22 protein-coding genes are annotated in these 19,771 nt (G+C 68.1%); 16 read left to right on the top strand and 6 right to left on the bottom strand.

Annotated elements, in window-relative coordinates; all coding sequences use genetic code 11:
* Positions 1-7: 7 nt before the first annotated feature.
* From mprF to AC0QTQ_RS08380, 3 genes are all read right to left on the bottom strand, one after another.
* Positions 8-2,608 carry a bifunctional lysylphosphatidylglycerol flippase/synthetase MprF gene (mprF, locus tag AC0QTQ_RS08390; protein WP_480259069.1) on the bottom strand — a complete coding sequence of 867 codons (2,601 nt, stop codon included), beginning with the start codon at positions 2,606-2,608 and terminating at the stop codon, positions 8-10.
* A gap of 111 nt (positions 2,609-2,719) precedes the next feature.
* On the bottom strand, positions 2,720-3,505 hold the full coding sequence (locus tag AC0QTQ_RS08385; RefSeq protein WP_480259068.1) for a heme-dependent oxidative N-demethylase family protein: 786 nt from the start codon (positions 3,503-3,505) through the stop codon (positions 2,720-2,722).
* 252 nt (positions 3,506-3,757) lie between these two features.
* Positions 3,758-4,165: a DUF6314 family protein gene (locus AC0QTQ_RS08380; RefSeq protein WP_480259067.1), complete on the bottom strand. Its 408-nt coding sequence runs from the start codon at positions 4,163-4,165 to the stop codon at positions 3,758-3,760.
* 77 nt (positions 4,166-4,242) lie between these two features.
* Between AC0QTQ_RS08380 and purB the strand changes: the two genes are divergently transcribed.
* The 7 genes from purB (at position 4,243) to AC0QTQ_RS08345 (ending at position 10,394) form a co-directional block, all read left to right on the top strand.
* Positions 4,243-5,550 (top strand): adenylosuccinate lyase, encoded by a 1,308-nt coding sequence (gene purB / locus AC0QTQ_RS08375; protein ID WP_480259066.1) that lies wholly within the window; start codon positions 4,243-4,245, stop codon positions 5,548-5,550.
* Between the two features lie 97 nt (positions 5,551-5,647).
* Positions 5,648-6,721, top strand: coding sequence for a flagellar motor switch protein FliG (locus AC0QTQ_RS08370; protein WP_480259065.1), 1,074 nt, complete (start codon positions 5,648-5,650; stop codon positions 6,719-6,721).
* 256 nt (positions 6,722-6,977) lie between these two features.
* Positions 6,978-7,982, top strand: a complete 1,005-nt coding sequence (gene gap / locus AC0QTQ_RS08365; RefSeq protein ID WP_121531175.1) for a type I glyceraldehyde-3-phosphate dehydrogenase — start codon at positions 6,978-6,980, stop codon at positions 7,980-7,982.
* A gap of 30 nt (positions 7,983-8,012) precedes the next feature.
* The gene (locus AC0QTQ_RS08360; RefSeq protein WP_480259064.1) at positions 8,013-8,156 is read left to right on the top strand and encodes a hypothetical protein; all 144 of its coding nucleotides are present in this window, start codon (positions 8,013-8,015) and stop codon (positions 8,154-8,156) included.
* 96 nt (positions 8,157-8,252) lie between these two features.
* Positions 8,253-9,254 (top strand): type I glyceraldehyde-3-phosphate dehydrogenase, encoded by a 1,002-nt coding sequence (gap, locus tag AC0QTQ_RS08355; protein ID WP_480259063.1) that lies wholly within the window; start codon positions 8,253-8,255, stop codon positions 9,252-9,254.
* Positions 9,255-9,447: 193 nt separating this feature from the next.
* Positions 9,448-9,615, top strand: coding sequence for a hypothetical protein (locus AC0QTQ_RS08350; protein ID WP_480259062.1), 168 nt, complete (start codon positions 9,448-9,450; stop codon positions 9,613-9,615).
* 146 nt (positions 9,616-9,761) lie between these two features.
* Positions 9,762-10,394: a MarC family protein gene (locus AC0QTQ_RS08345; protein ID WP_480259061.1), complete on the top strand. Its 633-nt coding sequence runs from the start codon at positions 9,762-9,764 to the stop codon at positions 10,392-10,394.
* A 2-nt stretch (positions 10,395-10,396) separates the two neighbouring features.
* On the opposite strand, the gene coaD is transcribed toward AC0QTQ_RS08345, so the two are convergent.
* From coaD to AC0QTQ_RS08330, 3 genes are all read right to left on the bottom strand, one after another.
* Positions 10,397-10,894, bottom strand: coding sequence for a pantetheine-phosphate adenylyltransferase (gene coaD / locus AC0QTQ_RS08340; RefSeq protein ID WP_480259060.1), 498 nt, complete (start codon positions 10,892-10,894; stop codon positions 10,397-10,399).
* Between the two features lie 91 nt (positions 10,895-10,985).
* A complete protein-coding gene (locus tag AC0QTQ_RS08335) occupies positions 10,986-11,420 on the bottom strand; it encodes a CBS domain-containing protein (RefSeq protein ID WP_480259059.1) in 435 nt (144 codons plus the stop codon).
* Between the two features lie 76 nt (positions 11,421-11,496).
* Positions 11,497-12,396: a LysR family transcriptional regulator gene (locus AC0QTQ_RS08330; RefSeq protein ID WP_480259058.1), complete on the bottom strand. Its 900-nt coding sequence runs from the start codon at positions 12,394-12,396 to the stop codon at positions 11,497-11,499.
* Between the two features lie 105 nt (positions 12,397-12,501).
* Between AC0QTQ_RS08330 and AC0QTQ_RS08325 the strand changes: the two genes are divergently transcribed.
* The 9 genes from AC0QTQ_RS08325 to AC0QTQ_RS08285 all read left to right on the top strand — a co-directional run bounded on the left by AC0QTQ_RS08325 (position 12,502) and on the right by AC0QTQ_RS08285 (position 19,769).
* Positions 12,502-14,001, top strand: a complete 1,500-nt coding sequence (locus tag AC0QTQ_RS08325) for a CoA-acylating methylmalonate-semialdehyde dehydrogenase (protein WP_121531187.1) — start codon at positions 12,502-12,504, stop codon at positions 13,999-14,001.
* Between the two features lie 201 nt (positions 14,002-14,202).
* On the top strand, positions 14,203-15,348 hold the full coding sequence (locus tag AC0QTQ_RS08320) for an acyl-CoA dehydrogenase family protein (RefSeq protein ID WP_480259057.1): 1,146 nt from the start codon (positions 14,203-14,205) through the stop codon (positions 15,346-15,348).
* Positions 15,348-16,397, top strand: a complete 1,050-nt coding sequence (locus AC0QTQ_RS08315) for a 3-hydroxyisobutyryl-CoA hydrolase (RefSeq protein WP_480259056.1) — start codon at positions 15,348-15,350, stop codon at positions 16,395-16,397. Before AC0QTQ_RS08320 ends, AC0QTQ_RS08315 begins: the two co-directional genes overlap by 1 nt.
* Before the next feature lie 30 nt (positions 16,398-16,427).
* Positions 16,428-17,300, top strand: coding sequence for a 3-hydroxyisobutyrate dehydrogenase (gene mmsB / locus AC0QTQ_RS08310; RefSeq protein WP_480259055.1), 873 nt, complete (start codon positions 16,428-16,430; stop codon positions 17,298-17,300).
* Positions 17,301-17,387: 87 nt separating this feature from the next.
* On the top strand, positions 17,388-17,837 hold the full coding sequence (locus AC0QTQ_RS08305; RefSeq protein WP_480259054.1) for a hypothetical protein: 450 nt from the start codon (positions 17,388-17,390) through the stop codon (positions 17,835-17,837).
* A gap of 96 nt (positions 17,838-17,933) precedes the next feature.
* Complete coding sequence (locus tag AC0QTQ_RS08300) at positions 17,934-18,590, top strand: Crp/Fnr family transcriptional regulator (RefSeq protein WP_480259053.1); 657 nt, start codon at positions 17,934-17,936, stop codon at positions 18,588-18,590.
* 116 nt (positions 18,591-18,706) lie between these two features.
* Complete coding sequence (locus tag AC0QTQ_RS08295; protein WP_113899413.1) at positions 18,707-18,910, top strand: YgaP family membrane protein; 204 nt, start codon at positions 18,707-18,709, stop codon at positions 18,908-18,910.
* A gap of 114 nt (positions 18,911-19,024) precedes the next feature.
* Positions 19,025-19,405 (top strand): hypothetical protein, encoded by a 381-nt coding sequence (locus tag AC0QTQ_RS08290; protein ID WP_480259052.1) that lies wholly within the window; start codon positions 19,025-19,027, stop codon positions 19,403-19,405.
* 1 nt (position 19,406) lies between these two features.
* The gene (locus tag AC0QTQ_RS08285; RefSeq protein WP_480259051.1) at positions 19,407-19,769 is read left to right on the top strand and encodes a hypothetical protein; all 363 of its coding nucleotides are present in this window, start codon (positions 19,407-19,409) and stop codon (positions 19,767-19,769) included.
* Positions 19,770-19,771 lie beyond the last annotated feature (2 nt).

Raw genomic sequence — 19,771 nt, 5'->3', positions numbered from 1 at the left:
CCCGCCCCTACTTGCCGATCAGCCCGCGCGGCCCGCCGGCGATCAGGAGCGCCACATCGGCCATCGCCATCATCGGTGACACCCCCACCGGCAGCGCGATGTAGCGTGGCCGCCAGTCGGGCTGGAACTTCTGCTTGAAGGCGCGCAGCCCCTCGAAGTTGTAGAACGCCCCGCCGTGGCGGAACATCAGCGCGCCGAAGCGGTGCCACAGCTGCGCCGTGCGCCGGTCGGACAGCCCCGCGAGCGGCGCCATGCCCAGCGAGAATTCCTCGGCCCCCGCGACACGGTAATGCTCGATCAGCGCGAGGAAGAGGAACTCGATCATCCCCGAAGCCTCCTCGGGCAGATAGCGCATCAGATCGACCGCGACGCGCCGGCCGCTGCCCGGGGCAAGGATGCTGGCGAAGGCCAGGACCCGGCCCTCGCGGCGCACCACGGCAATGGGCGTGCGGTCGAGCCAGGCCGGGTCGAAGCGGCCGACGGAAAAGCCCTTCTCGCGCCCGACCTTGTCGCCGAGCCAGGCGTCCGAGACGGCGCGCAGCTCCTCGACCAGCGCCGGCGCATGGGGCGGAGCGAGCACCTCGACCGCCAGCCCCTCGCGCAGCCGCTTGTTATAGGCCGCGCGCATGGTCTTGAACTTCGCGCCGGCAAGCGAGAACTCGGGCAGGCGCACGACAGCCTCTTCGCCGACCTTGTGCAGCGCCAGCCCCATCTCGATCATCAGCGGCAGGTGGCGTTCCGAGATCTCGTAGAACACCGGGCGGCAATTCGCCTTCTGCGCCTCCTCGACGAAATCCCAGCCCAGCGTCGGGATCGCGTCGATCGCCCCCACCGGGTCGCCATAGGCGATCCAGTCGGCGCGGCGCCGGCCATACATGATGAAGGCGCGCCCGTCGGCCGAGAAGCGCAGCTCCTTGTCACCGGTGAGCGCCAGGCAGGCCTGCGGGTCGTCCTGTGCGCTCACGATGCGCGCGGCGTGGTCGACCACGCTTTCGCAGGGCTCGGCGCGCGGCCGGCGCACCGGCTGCAGCGCGAGGAAGATGGTGTAGAAGAACAGCACCGCGGAGGCCGCGAGCCCCGCCCGCAGCGAGCGCGGGGTGTTGGCCGAGCGGGCGAAATCGGTCCACAGGTCGAGCGAATAGGGCGTCGCGGCGTGGACGAAGAAGAAGAAGGTGCCGGCCGCCAGGATCACCGCGGCGACCAGCGCGAACCAGGACGGTCCCAGCACCCCCTCGGTGATCTTCGCGCGGCGGTAGAACTCGTGCCGGAAGGGCAGCAGGACGATGCCACCAAGCGCCAGAAGCGCCGCGCTCTCATAGTCGAAATCGTTCAGGAGCGAGGCGACGGCGCCGCCCGCGATCGCCGCAAGCGTCAGCCAGAACGCGCCCGAGACGCGCCGGATCAGCCCGTGCGACAGGATCAGCAGCACGATCCCCATCACCGAGGAGGTGAGCGTGCCGCCCTCGAGCAGGATCGCGCCGACCAGGTCGTTGTCATCGACCGCCGAGGCCCGCACCGAGGGGCTGAGCGCCACGGCCAGCATGTAGGCGCCAAGCCCGAAGGCCCAGGCCCCGACGAGCCAGGGCACGATGCCGGCAAGCGCGTTGAAGGCCGGCCGCATCGGCTCGGAGATCTCGCCGAAGACCCGCACCGCCCACCCGCCGGCAAGCCGCGCCTCGTTCAGCGAGACGATGACGAAGGCGATGGCGAAGGGCAGCAGATAGTAGATGATGCGGAACAGCAGCAGCGCCGCGGCGACGTCGCCCGCCGCCGTGCCCGCGGGCATCGCCGCCATCACCACGGTCTCGAACACGCCCACCCCGCCCGGCACGTGGCTCATCACGCCGACCATCGTCGCCGTCGCATAGATCGCGAGGAAGGTGACGAAATCGGGCGCGCCTTGCGGCAGCAGGATGTAGAGGGTGAGCGAGGCCATCGTCGAGTCGAAGAGCGCGACGACCATCTGGCCGGTCAGGATCCGCGGGCTCGGCATGGCGAGCTCGAAGCGGCGGATGCGCAGCGTGCGCCCGGAGAAGGACAGCGCATACAGCAGCCCGAGCGTGCCGCCGCCGCCCAGAAGCGCAAGCGTGCGGATCGCGGTTTCGGAGAGCGGCAGAAGCCCGGTCAGCGCGGCGGGGTGCAGTGCCAGCGCGAAGACGCCCACGAGGCTCAGCCCGGTCCCCATCGCGATCGCGATATAGGAGGCCAGCGCCGCCACCTCGAAGGCATTCAGCCCGAAGGCGGAATAGATCCGGTAGCGGACCGCGCCCCCCGACAGCACCGAGATGCCGATGGTGTTGCCGAAGGCATAGCCGAGGAAGCCGCCGAGGGCGACCACCCGCAGGGGCAGCTTCTTCTCGAGGTATTTCAGCGCCCAGAAGTCATAGCCGATCAGCGCACAATAGCCGAGCGTCGTCGCGCCAAGCGCCACCGCCAGCACATGCAGCGGCATCGAGCGCATCTGCGCGATGATGTCGGCGGCATGGATCGGCTGCAGCAGGTGGTGCAACGCCCAGATGCCAAGCGCAAAAAGACCGAGCCCCACCAGCACCGGCCCCAGATGGCGCAGCCGTGCCCGCCGCGCGGATGCCGTCACCGGCTCCGTCATCTCGGCCCCTCGGTCATGCAATCCCCCCGGTCGTCTTCCTGCCCCCTGAGTTGCAGGAATTGCCGCGCAAGACAAGAGCAGACGGGCAGACAGGGCGTCACGTCGCGCCTCTCAGGCCGCCTCGCGGATCGGGAACTCGGCCAGAAGTGCGGCCTGTTCGGGGCTGAGGGCCGCGGGCTCGACCACATAGGTGTGGATCGAGAAGGCGACAAAGCGGGTCAGCGGCAGACGCACGAGGCCCTGACGCTCGACCCGGATGAAGGGCAGCTCGCCCTCGGGGTCGCGCCCCTGCGCCTCGCGGCGCGGGTTGTGCAGGGGCGCGTTCGAGTGATGCGCGGTGCCGCGCATCAGCACCCGGCCCGGCTGCACCCCGTCCATCAGCCGCTGCACCCGCGCGCCGACATCCTCGGTGTATTTCGCGACAGGGCGGTGAATGCCCATCATCGGCCGGCCGTATTTCTCGGCCAGCGTCCAGCCCGCCGGAAAGCACAGCACGGCGCCGGCAAGGACATGCCCGTCCGGCCCCTCGCGCATCAGGCACAGATCCTCCTGCACCAGCCGGCCGAGCGTGGCGAGCGGCGCCGCGGGATCGAGTGCCACCTCGACGCCGTCAGGCCGGCGCAGCCCGCCCGCGACCGGCACGAAGCCAAGCGCGGGCAGCAGACCCAGCACCATGGCGTAAAGCTCGTCGGCCGCCGCCTGCGCCTCGGGGGCGAGCGCCAGCACCGCCTCGGGGCATGTGGCGATCAGCCGCTCACGCTCGGCCATCTGCGCGCCATAGGCGTCATCGACCTCGAGCCACTCGGACGGAGGGATCGGCACGATCCCCGGCAGGCGGCGGGTGCGTGCGTCGGCCCAGGGGGCGAAGGGAAGTCGGCTCTGTCGGATCTCGCTCATGGCGGCAGATGAGCGCCGAATCCGCCCCCGCGCAAGGGGTGGCGACGGGAGAAAGGGGGCTTTCCGCCCCCTCGGCGCCTCCGCGCCTCACCCCCGAGGATATTTTCGGCAATTGGAAGCAGGGGGCAGCCCCCAGCCCCGAAATCCCGGCGGGTCGAAGCGGGCAGGCCCTCTCCCGCTTCCAATTGCCTGAAATATCCCGGGGGGAGTCCGCAGGACGGGGGGCAGCGCCCCCCTTCCGCCCTGCCCGCCTCAGCCGCGCCGATAAAGCGAGCGCATCGTGTACGCCTTGCGCGGCCCGCTCACCCGCCACTCGGCGCGCCACTCCGGCCAGGTGACGAAATCGTAGCGCACGCGGTAGTCATCGGGGTCGCACCAGTGATGGGCCGCCGGTGCGGAGGGATCGAAACGGTGGAACGGTCTTCCATCGGGGAAGAGCACGACGATCTCCGCCCCCTCCTCGCGCCACAGATAGGCGCGCTCGGCCCGCATCGGGGCGGCGCCCGGAAGGGTCAGCGTGCCCGCCTCGTGATAGGCAAGCCCTACCCCGTCCGCGGTGAACCGCGCCCGCCCCTCGAAGCGCGCCGGCCCCGCGCCCATCTGCTCGATCTCGCGCGCGATCGTCCATTCCCCTGCAAAATCGCTCAGCCGCAGCCGCATTCCCGCCCCTTTGCCTTGCCCGAAGGTGCCGCGCAGTCTAGAAGCCCGGCAACGCTGCCACAACCGAGAGGCCCGCCATGATCCCGCGTTATTCCCGCAAAGAGATGGTCGACATCTGGGAGCCCGCCACCAAGTTCAAGATCTGGTACGAGATCGAGGCGCATGCCTGCGACGCCCAGGCCGAGCTTGGCGTGATCCCGAAGGAAAGCGCCGCCGCCGTCTGGAAGGCGAAGGATGTCGAGTTCGACGTCGCCCGCATCGACGAGATCGAAGCCGTCACCAAGCATGACGTGATCGCCTTCCTGACCCATCTGGCCGAGCATATCGGCTCGACCGAGGCGCGCTTCGTGCACCAGGGGATGACTTCCTCGGACGTGCTCGACACCACGCTGAACGTGCAGCTGACGCGGGCCGCCGACATCCTCCTGAAGGACATGGACCGCGTCCTGGCCGCGCTGAAGAAGCGCGCCTTCGAGCACAAGGACACCGTCCGCATCGGCCGCTCGCACGGCATCCACGCCGAGCCGACCACGATGGGCCTGACCTTCGCGCGCTTCTACGCCGAGATGGACCGCAACAAGGCCCGTCTGGCGGCCGCCCGCGCGGAAGTGGCCACCGGCGCGATCTCGGGCGCGGTCGGCACCTTCGCCAACATCGACCCGCGCGTCGAGGAACACGTGTGCAAGATGATGGGCCTGCGCCCCGAGCCGATCTCGACCCAGGTGATCCCGCGCGACCGTCACGCGATGTTCTTCGCCACCCTCGGCGTGATCGCCTCCTCGATCGAGAACGTCGCGATCGAGATCCGCCACATGCAGCGCACCGAGGTGCTCGAGGCCGAGGAATTCTTCTCGAAGGGGCAGAAGGGCTCGTCGGCGATGCCGCACAAGCGCAACCCGGTGCTGAGCGAGAACCTCACCGGCCTTGCCCGCCTTGTGCGCATGGCGGTGGTGCCGGCGATGGAGAACGTGGCGCTGTGGCACGAGCGCGACATCTCGCACAGCTCGGTCGAGCGCGGCATCGGCCCCGACACCACGGTGACCCTCGACTTCGCGCTGAACCGGCTCGCGGGTCTGATCGAGAACCTCGTGATCTATCCCGAGAACATGCTGAAGAACCTGCACAAGTTCAAAGGTCTGGTGATGTCGCAGCGGGTGCTTCTGGCGCTGACCCAGGCCGGTGTCAGCCGCGAGGACGCCTATCGTCTGGTGCAGCGCAACGCGATGAAGGTCTGGGAGCACGGCGCCGACTTCAAGACCGAGCTGCTCGCCGACCCCGAGGTGACCGCGGCGCTGAGCCCGGCCGAGATCGAGGAGAAATTCGACCTCGGCTATCACACCAAGCACGTCGACACGATCTTCGCCCGCGTCTTCGGCGAGGCCTGATCCGACCTGCCGCCGCACCTTCGGGGGCGGCGGCTAACCCGCCCTTAACCCTCCCGTGGCAGGCTGCACCACAGTGCAACCCGCAACGGAGGCGGACGTGGAACTTGCCCGGATCACCCCCGGCTCCCAGGCCGGGGCGAAGCCCGTCACGGCAACACCCGTGATCACGCTCTCGCCGCAGCAGAAGGCGGCGATCATCGTCCGGCTGCTGTCGTCCGAAGGGATGCGCCTGCCGCTTGCCGAGCTGAGCGAGGACCAGCAGACCGAGCTGACGGCGCAGATCGGCGCGATGAAGCTCGTCGATCGCGACACGCTGCATGCGGTGGTGGCGGAATTCTGCGAGGCGCTGGAGGCGGTGGGGCTGACCTTCCCGAGCGGGCTCGACGGCGCGCTCAGCCTGCTCGACGGACAGCTTTCCTCGGCCGCGACCAGCCGGCTGCGACGCCTGGCACTGGCCACGGCGGACACCGACCCCTGGGAGCGGATCACCGGCCTGTCGACCGCGGTCCTGCTGCAGGTGATGACCGAGGAAAGCGTCGAGGTGGCGGCGGTGCTGCTCTCGAAACTGTCGGTGCCGAAGGCCGCCGAGCTGCTCGGTCAGCTGCCGGGCGACCGGGCGCGGCGCATCGCCTATGCGGTGTCGCGCACCGGCAATGTCGCTCCCGAGACGGTGCAGCGCATCGGCATCGCCCTGGCCCAGCAACTCGACTCGCTGCCCGCGCGCGCCTTCGACACCGGCCCGGTCGAACGCGTCGGCGCGATCCTGAACCAGTCCCCCTCGGCCACGCGCGAAGATGTGCTGATCGGCCTCGAGGAGGAGGATCAGGATTTCGCCGAGAAGGTGCGCAAGGCGATCTTCACCTTCACCAACATCCCGAAGCGGATCGACACCCGCGACGTGCCGCGCATCCTGCGCAACGTCGACCAGCAAAAGCTGATCGTCGCGCTCGCGGGCGCCACCGGCGAGGATGTGAAGGCGGCCGAGTTCATCCTTGCCAATATGTCGCAGCGCATGGCGGCCTCGCTGCGCGAGGAGATGGGCACTCTTGGCAAGCTGCGCGCGAAGGATGTCGAGGAGGCGATGGCCACGGTCGTCGCCGCGATCCGCGAGATGGAGGCGGCGGGCGAGCTGACGCTGCTCGCCGAGGAGGCGGACGAGACGCAGGACTGAGCCGCGACTCACCTGCTCCGCGGGCGCCCGCCGCCCGGCCCGGGCCGGCTCCTGCCGGCGCCGTTCGGTCCGGGCCGCCGGCGGTCTTCCGCCGGTTGCGCGGGCTTCGCCGCTACCGTTACCGCAACCACGCGATGTTTCCGCTATCATGCTGAAACGACGGGTTTTCCGGTCTTGCATGCCATGGTATGCGCTCGCCAATACTGCATCGAGTCCGCGCGATCGCCCCTCGCATCGCCCAGTCAGGAGAGCGCACATGACCGTCACCATCGGGATCAATGGCTTTGGCCGCATCGGCCGCTGCACGCTGGCCCATATCGCCGAAGCCGCGCGCAACGACGTTCAAGTCGTCAAGATCAACGCCACCGGCCCGATCGAGACCAACGCCCACCTGCTGAAATACGACTCGGTGCACGGCCGCTTCGGCGGTCCGGTGAAGGTCGAGGGCAAGACGCTCGACCTCGGCCAGGGCCCGATCGAGGTGATGTCGACCTACAACCCCGACGAGCTGAACTGGGACGGCGTCGACGTCGTCCTCGAATGCACCGGCAAGTTCAACTCGCGCGAGAAGGCCGCCGTCCACCTCGGCCGCGGCGCCAAGCGCGTCCTGGTCTCGGCGCCGGCCACCAATGCCGACAAGACCATCGTCTATGGCGTGAACCACCGCGAACTGCTGCCCGAGCATCTGGTCGTGTCGAACGGCTCGTGCACCACGAACTGCCTCGCGCCGCTCGCCAAGGTGCTGAACGACAACATCGGCATCGAGTCGGGCATCATGACCACGGTGCACAGCTACACCGGTGACCAGCCGACGCTCGACCGCCGCCACAAGGATCTCTATCGCGCCCGCGCCGCGGCGATGGCGATGATCCCGACCTCGACCGGCGCTGCGAAGGCGATCGGCGAAGTGCTGCCGGAACTGGCCGGCCGCCTCGACGGCACCTCGCTGCGCGTGCCGACGCCGAACGTCTCGGCCGTCGACCTGACCTTCTACGCCGCGAAATCGGTCACCCGCGACGAGGTGAATGAGATCGTCCGCGAGGCCGCCGCCGGCCACATGGGCAAGGTTCTGGCCTATGACCCCGAGCCGAAGGTCTCGATCGACTTCAACCACACGCCCTATTCGTCTATCTTCGCCCCCGACCAGACCAAGGTCACCGGCGGGCGCCTGGTGCGCGTGCTGGCGTGGTACGACAACGAATGGGGCTTCTCCTGCCGCATGGCCGACGTGGCCGGCGCGATCGGGATGCTCCTGAAATAATCCCGGGGCAAGCCCGGGACGAGGGAGCGGATGAACACCCCAATCGCCATCGGGCTTGCCGCCCTGATCCTGCTGTGCGTGCTGGCCGACGCGATCTTCAACGGCTGGGGCGCCTCGCTGTTTCTCGCCCGAAAATCCGTCGATCTGGTCGACTGGGTTGCCTTCTGGCGCTGACCCCCTGTTTTCCCATTGACCTTTCGTGGAAATTTCACAGCCTAGACCTAGTCTAGGTTGTGCGAACTTTCGCGAAGGCAATCGAAGGAGGCAGGAATGTCGGTCAAGGTGGCAATCAACGGTTTTGGCCGTATCGGGCGCAATGTGCTGCGCGCAATCATCGAATCGGGTCGCACCGACATCGAGGTCGTGGCGATCAACGATCTCGGCCCGGTGGAGACCAACGCGCATCTGCTGCGCTTCGATTCGGTGCACGGCCGCTTCCCGGCCGAGGTGACGACCGGCGCGGACTGGATCGATTGCGGCCGCGGCGCGATGAAGGTGACGGCGCTGCGCAACCCGGCGGAACTGCCCTGGGCCGGCGTCGACGTGGTGCTCGAATGCACCGGCATCTTCACCTCGAAGGAAAAATGCCTGCCGCATCTCGAGAACGGCTCGAAGCGGGTGCTGATCTCGGCCCCGGGCGAAGGCGCGGACAAGACCATCGTCTTCGGCGTGAACGACAAGAGCCTGACCAAGGATGACCTGATCGTCTCGAACGCCTCGTGCACGACGAACTGCCTCTCTCCGGTCGCCAAGGTGCTGAACGACGCGATCGGCATCGAGAAGGGCTTCATGACCACGATCCACAGCTATACGGGCGACCAGCCGACGCTCGACACGCTGCACAAGGATCTCTACCGCGCCCGCGCCGCGGCGCTGAGCATGATCCCGACCTCGACCGGTGCGGCGAAGGCCGTGGGCCTCGTGCTGCCCGAACTCAAGGGCAAGCTCGACGGCGTGGCGATCCGGGTGCCGACGCCGAACGTCTCGGTCGTCGATCTGGTCTTCACCGCGAAGCGCGCGACCACCGTCGAGGAGATCAACGCCGCGATCGAGGCTGCCGCCGATGGGCCACTGAAGGGCATCCTCGGCTATACCAAGTACAAGAACGTCTCGATGGACTTCAACCACGACAGCCATTCCTCGGTCTTCCACATGGACCAGACCAAGGTGATGGACGGCACGATGGTGCGCATCCTGTCGTGGTATGACAACGAATGGGGCTTCTCGAACCGCATGTCGGACACCGCGGTCGCCATGGGCAAGCTGATCTGACCGACATCTGGCCTTCCGGTTGCAAGGGGCGCCCCGCCGGGCGCCCCTTTCGCATCGACGGCCGCCAGTCATGCGGTTGCAGCAATGCGGTCTTCCGGTTCCGGCACTTGTTAGCGCTATCAATGATGCGCATCTTGGCGGCACGGGGCGGCCTTCCGCGGCCCCCGGTCATCAGGTGGAAAGGACCGGAAGGATGCACAAGCTCATCGGACGTCTGGTCAGCGCCGCCGAACGGCGGGCCCGCTATGCCCGTACGCGGCGCGAGATCGCGCGACTGCCGCTCGACGTCGCGCTCGATGTCGATCTTTATCCGCGCGACGCCGCCCGCATCGCGCGCAAGGCGGTCTACGGGCGCGGATGAAACCGGCACGGGGTGTGGTTTTGGGTGTGGTTTTCGCGCAACGCACGGCGATGTGATCGCCCGTGTGCCCGGGATCGCGCCCCATCCCTTGGCCGCAGGGGCACCCCTCTGTTAGAGATTGAGCAACCCCTTGAAAGGATTGCCCATTGCTCAGCCCCGCGCAGATTCTGCAGGAATTCATCACGCTCTGGGTCGTGATCGACCCGATCGGCACGCTGCCGGTGTTCATCGCCGTCACCGCCGGGATGAGCGCGCATCAGCGCCGCGCGGTCGCGGTGCGCGCGGTGATCGTTTCCTTCGTGGTTCTGACGCTCTTCATCGTCCTTGGGCAGGTGGTTCTCGACGCCCTCGGCCTGGCGCTTCCGGCCTTCCAGATCGCCGGCGGGATCGTGCTCTTCCTCTTCGCGCTGACGATGATCTTCGGCCATTCGAAGCCCGAGAACGAGATCGCCGAGGCCGAGCGGGTGCGCCAGACCTCGGTCTTCCCGGTGGCGATCCCCTCGATCGCCTCGCCGGGCGCGATGCTGACGGTGGTGATCCTGACCGACAACGACCGTTTCGCCATCGCCCATCAGGCGGTGACGACGGCGCTGATGGCGCTGGTGCTGGCGGTGACGCTGGGCATCATGCTGGCCGCCTCGCCGCTGTTGCGGGTGATCGGTACCACCGGCGCCGCGGTGATCAGCCGGGTGATGGGGATGCTGCTGGCCGCGGTCGCCGTCGATGCGGTGCTGCGCGCCTTCGTCTCGATCGGCGTGCTGCCCTCGTTCAGCGGCTGAGCTCAGCCCTTGCCGAGCTTCGCCAGAAGCCGGGTCTGCACCGCCGGGGTGACGAAGCGCGACACCTCGCCATCAAGCCGGGCGATCTCCTTCACCAGTTTCGAGGCGATCGCCTGACGCCGCGCGTCGGCCATCAGGAACACCGTCTCGACGCTGGAATCGAGCGCGCGGTTCATGCCCACCATCTGGAATTCATATTCGAAATCGGCGACGGCGCGCAGCCCGCGGATGATGACATTCGCATTCACGTCGCGCGCGCAATGGATCAGCAGGTTCTCGAACGGATGCACGACGATCTCGCCGCCACAGCGCGCGGTGATCTCGGCGCATTCGGCCTCGAGCATCTCGACCCGTTCCTCGAGGTTGAACAGCGGCCCCTTGTCGCGGTTGATCGCCACCCCGATGACCAGCCGGTCGACGAGCGGCATCGCGCGCTGGATGATGTCGATATGCCCCAGCGTCACCGGATCGAAGGTTCCGGGGTACAGGCCGATGCGCATGGGCTCCTCCTCAGTGCCATTCATCACAGGTCAAGGGCACGCAACAAGATTGCGCGCCCTTTTGCAAGACTTGTGATGCCGCATCGCGGCGTCAATTGCCCATGATCATCCCGGTCAGGGCTTCCTTCTCGACGTGCAGCTCGCTCAGCCGCGCCGCGATCACGTCGCGGATCGAGATCAGGCCGACCATCTCGCCTTGCTCGATCACCGGCATGTGGCGGAAGCCGCCGGCGCTCATCTGCTCCATCACCTCTTCGGTGGTGTCGGTGCGCGTGCAGCCCACGGCATTGCGCGTCATCACCTCCTCGACCATCAGGTTCAGCGCCGCGGAACCGCGCCGGCCGAGTTCGCGCACCACGTCACGCTCCGAAATGATGCCGTCGACGTGCTTGCCATCGGTCGAGACGATGAGCGCACCGATCCTGCGGGCCGAGAGCACCCGCGCCACCTCTGCAACCGTAGTGCCCGGCACCACCGTCACCACCCCGTCGTCCCCCTTCGACTTCAGAATCTGCAGAACCTGCATCGCAACCTCCCTTTTGCATGCCATGTCCCAGCGTCACAACTGCGTGATCGTCTGTCAAGTGACGCGAAGGTCGGGGTCACTGCACCGCGGCCGCGGCCTCGAGCCGGGCGATCTCGGCACGCAGCCCCTGGCCAAGCGCCTCGGCGAGCCGGCCAAGCCGTTCCGAGCGGCGGTCATCGGCATGGCGCAACAGCCAGAAGGTGCGGCGCAGGCCGATCTCGTCGGGCAGGACGCGGCTCACCCCCGGGCAGAAGGGAATGGCGAAGTCATGCACGATGCCGAGCCCCGCCCCGGCCCGCACCATCTGCATCTGCACCGACACGGAATTCGAGGCGAGCCCCACCGCCTCGGCCCCGGTCTCGGCGAGATAGTCGAGTTCCTTGTCGAAGATCATGTCGGGGATATAGCCGATCATCCGGTGCCCGCGCAGATCGGCCCGGCTGGTGATCGGCGGATGCGCCGCCAGATAGTCGCGGTCGGCGGCCAGATGGAGCTGATAATCGGCCAGCTTCTGCACCGTCAGCCGCCCCGCCGTCGGCCGCGACACGGCAATCGCCATGTCCGCCTCGCGTTTCGACAGGTTGAACAGCCGCGGCAGGGCGATCAGCTGGATCTCGAGCCCCGGATGCGCATCACAGATCGCCGCGCAGACCTGCGGCAGAAGATAGTTCGCGCAGCCATCGGGCGCACCGATCCGCAATTGCCCGGTCAGCTGCCCCGCCTCCCCCGACAGCGCCTCCTCGGCCGCCGCCGTCGCTGCCTCGGCGGCCTCGGCATGGGGCAGGAGCCGCGCCCCCGCATCGGTCAGCGCATAGCCATGCGGCGATTTCAGGAAGATTTTCGCCCCCAGCCCCTCCTCGAGCCGCGCGATCCGCCGCCCCACCGTCGCCGCGTCGCATTTCAGCACCCGCCCCGCGCCCGACAGGCTTTCCGCCCGCGCCACCGCCAGAAAGACCCGCAGATCGTCCCAATCCATCGCTCAACCTTTGCAGAAACGCAAAACACCTTTTGCCAGACTTCCTCTTTTACGGTGATTTTCGCAAGGCTAAGGTTTGCCCGACCAATTCACGGGAGGCACTCGATGCAAGAGATCGGACACTGGATCAACGGCAAGCTGGTGGCGGGCACGTCCGGCCGCTTCACCGACGTCTACAACCCGGCGACAGGTGAGGTGCAGGCGCGCGTCGCGCTCGCCACCACCGCGGAGCTTGACGCGGCGGTTGCCGCCGCCGCTGCCGCGCAGCCGGTCTGGGCCGCGACCAACCCGCAGCGCCGCGCCCGGGTGATGATGAAATTCGGCGACCTGATCAACGCCCATATGGACGAGCTGGCCGAGCTTGTCTCGCGCGAGCACGGCAAGACCCTGCCCGACGCGCGCGGCGACGTGCAGCGCGGGCTCGAGGTGATCGAGGTCTGCATGGGCGCGCCGGCCCTTCTCAAGGGCGAATACACCGACAGCGCCGGCCCGGGCATCGACCTCTACTCGATGCGTCAGCCGCTTGGCGTCGTCGCCGGCATCGCGCCCTTCAACTTCCCGGCGATGATCCCGCTGTGGAAGATGGGCCCGGCCCTCGTTGCCGGCAACGCGATGATCCTGAAGCCCTCCGAGCGCTGCCCCTCGACCTCGATCCGGCTCGCCCAGCTGGCCCAGGAAGCGGGCCTGCCCGATGGCGTGCTGCAGGTGGTGAACGGCGACAAGGAAGTCGTGGACGCGATCCTCGACAACGAGACGGTGCAGGCCGTCGGCTTCGTGGGGTCCACCCCGATCGCGCAATACATCTATGGCCGTGCCTGCTCGAACGGCAAGCGCGCGCAGTGCTTCGGCGGCGCGAAGAACCACATGATCATCATGCCCGACGCCGACCTCGACAAGGCGGCCGACGCGCTGGTGGGCGCGGGCTTCGGCGCGGCGGGCGAACGCTGCATGGCGATCTCGGTCGCGGTGCCGGTGGGCAAGGAAACCGCCGACCGTCTGATCGAGAAGCTGGTGCCGAAGATCGAGAAGCTCAAGGTCGGTCCCTATACCGCGGGCGATGACGTCGACTTCGGGCCGGTCATCACCAAGCAGGCGCAGGACCGGATCAACGGGCTGATCGGCTCGGGCGTCGAACAGGGTGCGACCCTTGTCGTCGATGGCCGCGCGCTGAAGATCCAGGGCTACGAGAACGGCTTCTACGTCGGCCCGACGCTGTTCGACGACGTCACCCCCGAGATGGACATCTACCGCCAGGAGATCTTCGGGCCGGTGCTGTCGACGGTGCGGATGGACAGCTATGAAGACGCGCTGAAGCTGGTGATCGACAACGATTACGGCAACGGCACCGCGATCTTCACCGCCGATGGCGACACCGCGCGCGATTTCGCCAGCCGCGTCAACGTCGGCATGGTCGGCATCAACTTCCCGATCCCGGTGCCGCTGAGCTACTACACCTTCGGCGGCTGGAAGAAGTCGGCCTTCGGCGACCTGAACCAGTACGGCCCCGACGCGCTGCGCTTCTACACCAAGACGAAGACCGTCACCGCGCGCTGGTTCTCGGGCATCAAGGACGGCGCCAGCCTGAACTTCAAGGCGCTCGACTGAGACGGATGCCGCGCCCTTCGGGGCGCGGCTGCCTCCGGCGGGAGTATTTGCGCCAAGAAAAAACCCGGGCGCTTTTTCTTGGTCCAAATACTCCGGGGTGAGGCCGAAGGCCGAGGGGCAGCGCCCCTGCCCCCTTGCAAAATCCGCGCGCCGGATGAAAATTGAACACATATTCATTTCCAGCGTTTCGGGGAGGAAACCATGGATTTCGCACTGAGCGAGGAGCAGCAGGCCATCTTCGACATGGCCCTGGCTTTCGGGCAGGAGAACATCGCGCCCTTCGCCCGGGAGTGGGAGGCCGAAGGCACGATCCCGAAGACGCTCTGGCCGCAACTGGCCGAGCTCGGCCTTGGCGGGCTTTATGTCTCGGAAGACTACGGCGGCACCGGGCTCAGCCGGCTTGACGCGACGCTGGTCTTCGAGGCGCTGGCGATGTCCTGCCCGGCCGTCGGTTCGTTCCTCTCGATCCACAACATGTGCGGCGGGATGATCGACAAGTTCGGCTCGCCCGAGACCAGGGAACGCTGGCTGCCCGGTCTGTGCAGCATGGAGACGATCTTCTCCTATTGCCTGACCGAGCCCGGTTCGGGCTCGGATGCGGCGGCGCTGCGCACCCGTGCCGAGCGCGTCGAGGGCGGCTGGAAGCTCAACGGCACCAAGGCCTTCATCTCGGGCGGCAGCTATTCCGACGCCTATCTGACGATGGTGCGCAGCGGTGGCGACGGGCCGAAGGGCATCTCCTGCATGGTGATCGAGGCGGGCACCCCGGGCCTCAGCTTCGGCGCGCTCGAGGACAAGATGGGCTGGCGCGCGCAGCCCACCGCGCAGGTGCAATTCGACGATTGCGTGATCCCGGCCGGGAACCTGGTCGGCGAGGAAGGCCAGGGCTTCAGCTATGCCATGGCCGGGCTTGACGGCGGCCGGCTCAATATCGCCGCCTCGGCGCTTGGCGGGGCGCAGGCGGCCTTCGACGCGACGCTGACCTACATGGGCGAGCGCAAGGCCTTCGGCCGCACGCTCGACGGCTTCCAGGCGCTGCAATTCCGTCTGGCCGAGATGGAGGTGAAGCTGCAGTCCGCCCGCACCTTCCTGCGCCAGGCCGCCTGGAAGCTTGATACCGGCGCCCCGGACGCCACGAAATTCTGCGCCATGGCAAAGCTTTACGTCACCGACGCCGCGTTCGAGGTGGCCAACCAGTGCCTGCAGCTGCATGGTGGCTATGGCTACCTTGCCGATTACGGCATCGAGAAGATCGTGCGCGACCTGCGCGTGCACCAGATCCTCGAGGGGACGAATGAAATCATGCGGCTGATCGTCAGCCGCGCTGTGCTGGCGGAGCGGGACTGATGACCGACGAGGCGACGATGATCGTGCGCAAGGAGGGCCGCGCGGGGCGGCTCACCTTCAACCGCCCGAAGGCGCTCAATGCGCTCGATTACGACATGGCGATGGCGATCGACGCGGCGCTGAGCGCGTGGCGCGATGACCCCGAGGTTGCGGTGGTGGTGATCGACGCCGTGGGCGAGCGCGCCTTCTGCGCCGGTGGCGACATCGCCAAGATCTATCACCAGGGCCGCGCCGGCGATTTCACCACCGGCCCGCGCTTCTGGCGCGAGGAATACCGGATGAACGCCCGGCTCGCGGAATATGGCAAGCCCGTCGTCTCCTTCATGCAGGGCTTCGTGATGGGCGGCGGCGTCGGCGTCGGCGGCCATGCGCATCACCGGGTGGTGGGCGACACGACGCAGATCGCCATGCCCGAAACCGGCATCGGCCTGATCCCCGACGTCGGCGGCACGCTGTTGCTGGCGAAGGCGCCGGGGCGCGTCGGCGAATACCTCGGTGTCACCGGCAGCCGGATCGGCGCGGCCGACGCGATCTATGCGGGCTTTGCCGATCTCTACCTGCCCGAGGCGGAGTGGGAGGCGGTGAAGGCGCAGCTGATCGCGACCGGCGACCCGTCGGTTCTGCCGAAAGGCCGCGTGCCTGCCACGAAGGGGCGGCTTGCCGATCTCCGGCCGCAGATCGAGGCCACCTTCGGCGGGCGCGACATCCACGAGATCGTGGCCGCGCTCGAGGCCTCGGGCACGCATTTCGCCACCGAGACGCTGGCCATCCTGCGCCGCAACTCGGCGCTGTCCGAGGAGGCGACGCTGCGCCTCGTGCGGATGACCCGCGCCACCCCCACCATCCGCGACGCCCTGTCGAACGAGTTCCGCTTCACCCTGCGCGCGGTCGAGAAGGCCGATTTCCTCGAGGGCGTGCGGGCGCAGATCATCGACAAGGATCGCAGCCCGAACTGGAAATACAGCCTCGAGACCCTGCCGATGGCCGAGGTCGCGGCGCTGCTCGAACCGCTGCCGCGGGACTGGGAGATCGCCTTCGAAACTGCTTGAAGGTTGCGGCACAACACATTGGGAGGAAACATGAAGATCGGTTTCATCGGACTTGGGAACATGGGCGGGCCGATGGCCGCCAACCTGGTCAAGGCGGGGCATGAGGTGACGGGCTTCGACCTCAGCGCACCGATGCCGGCGGGGGTGGCGAAGGCCGCCTCGGCCGCGGCGGCGGCGCAGGGCGCCGAAGTCGTCTTCACCATGCTGCCCAATGGCGCGATCCTGCGCGCCGTGGCGGTCGAGGTGATCCCGGCGATGCCGAAGGGCGCAGTGCTGTGCGACTGCTCGACCGTCGATGTCGAAAGCGCGCGCGCGGTGGCCGAGCAGGCGGTGGCGGCGGGGCTTGCGGCGCTTGATGCGCCCGTTTCGGGCGGCGTCGGCGGGGCGACGGCGGGCACGCTGACCTTCATGGTCGGCGGACCGGACGCGGCCTTCGCCACGGTGCAGCCGCTGTTCGACATCATGGGCCAGAAGGCGGTGCATTGCGGCGCCGCGGGCGCCGGTCAGGCCGCGAAGATCTGCAACAACATGATCCTCGGCGTCACCATGATCGCCACCTGCGAGGCCTTTGCGCTCGCCGACAAGCTCGGCCTCGACCGGCAGAAGATGTTCGACGTGGTCTCGACCTCCTCGGGCTACAGCTGGACGATGAACGCCTATTGCCCGGCCCCGGGCGTCGGCCCCGCCTCGCCCGCCGACAACGACTACAAGCCCGGCTTCGCGGCCGAGCTGATGCTCAAGGACCTGCGGCTGAGCCAGCAGGCGGCCGAGGCGGCGGATGCCGACACCCCGATGGGGCAGCTGGCGGCGGCGCTCTACACCACCTTCGTCGAGGCCGAGGATGGCCGCGGCAAGGACTTCTCGGCGATGCTGCCGCGGCTTGCGGCGCGTCATCGCGGCTGAGGGCGAAAAATCCGGCCGGGGGTGCGACGGAATGTCCTCCCCCGGTCGTTTTCTCTCCTGATCACCGTCATGAGGGAGAGCAGTTTCATGCAGATCACCACGCGCAAGACCGTCCTGGCCGCCTTGATGGCAAGCCTTGCCGTCAGTCTGGCCGCGCCGATGGCCGCGGCCCGGGGCACGCACTCCGCCTGCGTGCTGCCGCCTGACGGCATGCGCACATGCGACGGTCCGCCGGCGCAGAAGACACAGCCCGCCCAGAAGGCCGCAGGCCAGAAAATCGCGGGCCAGAAGATCGCGAGCCCGGCAAAATCCTCGACCCCGGTGAAGTCGGCACCGCAGAAGGTGCCCGCCCCGCATGTGGGTGATTCCGCCCGCAAGGGCGCCCTCTTCCAGCAGGCGAAGAACAGCCGCCTGCCCGCACCGCCCGCGCATCAGCACTACCGTGTCGTCGACAACACCGTCGTGCGGGTCGACGACAGCACGCTGAAGGTGGTGGCCGTCGTCGGGCTGCTCAGCACCATCCTGAATTCGAACTGAACGACCGTCACTCACGGCCGGAACGGGGCGGCCGCGGCCGCCCCGTTCTCTTGCGCGCCGCTTGCACCCCCGCGCCCGGCAGGCCAGAACCGGTGCATGAGCGACTGGATCCCCGACACCCCCGCCCTTTCCGGCCTCGAGCCCGCCGCTCGCGCCGCCCTTTCCGCACTGGCGCCCGTCACCGTGCCGCGCGGTGCGGTGCTGTTTCGCCCGGGCGAGGCGGTCGCGGGCTTTGCCCTCGTGCTCTCGGGCCGGATCGAGGTGTTCCTCACCGGCGCGAACGGCCGCGAGCTGCTGCTCTACGCGGTCGAACCGGGGCAGAGCTGCGTGCAGACGACGCTCGGCCTGCTGGGCGAGGCCGCCTATTCGGGCGAGGCCGTCACCACCCGCGACACCCGGCTGGTGATGGTGCCGCGGGCGCTTTTCCTGCAACTGATGGACAGCTCGCCGGGGTTTCGGCGCATGGTCTTTGCCGCCTTCGCCGAACGGATGGAGGGGATGATCCGGCTGATGGAGCGGGTCTCCTTCCAGTCGGTCGATTGCCGGCTGGCGGCCTTCCTGACGGCACAGGCGCAGGGCGGCAGCCTTGCGGCGACACAACAGGAGATTGCCAGCCAGATCGGCTCGGCGCGCGAGGTGGTGTCGCGCCGGCTCGAAAGCTTCGAGCGGCGGGGATGGGTGCGGCGCGGCCGCGGCCGGGTCGAGATCACCGATGCCGCGGCGCTTGCCCGCCTTGCCCTCGCCGAGGCCTGAAGACCGGCGGCGGAGCTTTTCGCAACCGCAGCGTGATCTGGTCACAGACAGGACGCGCCGGCTGCGCTACCCTGTGCGCATCGGGCCAAAGCGGCCCCTGGCAAAGGAGCTTGACCATGTTCAAGAAGAACGAAGGAACCGTGGACCGCGTGGCGCGCATCGTCGTGGGGCTGGTGCTGATCGGCATCTACCTGGCCAACCCGGCCGGCGCCTGGAACTGGCTTGGCCTGATCGGGATCATCCCGCTGGTGACCGGGCTGCTCGGCACCTGCCCGCTCTATTCGATCCTCGGGATCAACACCTGCCCGATGAAGAAGTGACCCCTCGGCCCCGGGGGCCTTCGGCGCCTTGCCGCCGATGCCCCGGGGCCGCTGCAGTTCGGGGGAACACGGCGCCGGGTTTCGGGTTATCTCCTGCGCAGAAGGAGATACGACATGAGTCTTGCAAAGATCGTCCCCGCGCTCGGCCTTGCGCTGAGCACTGTGATCGTCCCGGTGGCCGGCTTTGCCGGCAATGGCCACGGCCATGACGAGGGCCGCGGCCACGATCGCCGCACGGTGATCTATGCCGAGGCACCGGGCTGCCCGCCCGGTCTCGCGAAAAAGCACAATGGCTGCATGCCGCCCGGCCAGGCAAAGAAATGGCAGCGCGGCGAGCGGATCCGCGGCGATTACATCGTCATCCGCGACCCCGACCGCTATCGCCTCGACCGGCGCTATACCTACTGGCGCAGCGGCGATTACGTCTATCGGGTCGAACCGCAGACCGGCAAGGTGCTGAACCTGATCGGCGCGGTCTCGGCGCTGCTGAACTGAGATGACGGGCCCGGCGCGCGCCCTGCCCCTGTTGCTCGTCGCGGCACTGACCGCGGCGGGCGCAGGGGCAGAGGTGGCGCCGCTGCCCGAAGGCGCCTCGGCCTGCAAGGTGATGCAGGCCTCGGGCGTGACCTTCTGCAAGTTCGGCAACCGCTGGATCGCCACCACGGCCCGCGCGCCCGATCTTGCCGTCGGCGCCCCCTTCCCGATCTACGAACAGTCGATGCTGATGGATCTCGACCGCTACGGCCTGCCGCCGGTCGACGGGCCGTGGCGCTATTACCGGCGCGACGGGGTGATCTACAAGGTCTCGGCGCGCGACGGCCGGGTGATCGAGATCCTCGGCCGCCGCACCAGCCGCTGAGC

Source organism: Paenirhodobacter sp. YD-8 (assembly GCF_056590935.1).
Note: the sequence above shows the minus strand (reverse complement) of the source record. Positions and strands in the feature narration are given on the sequence as shown.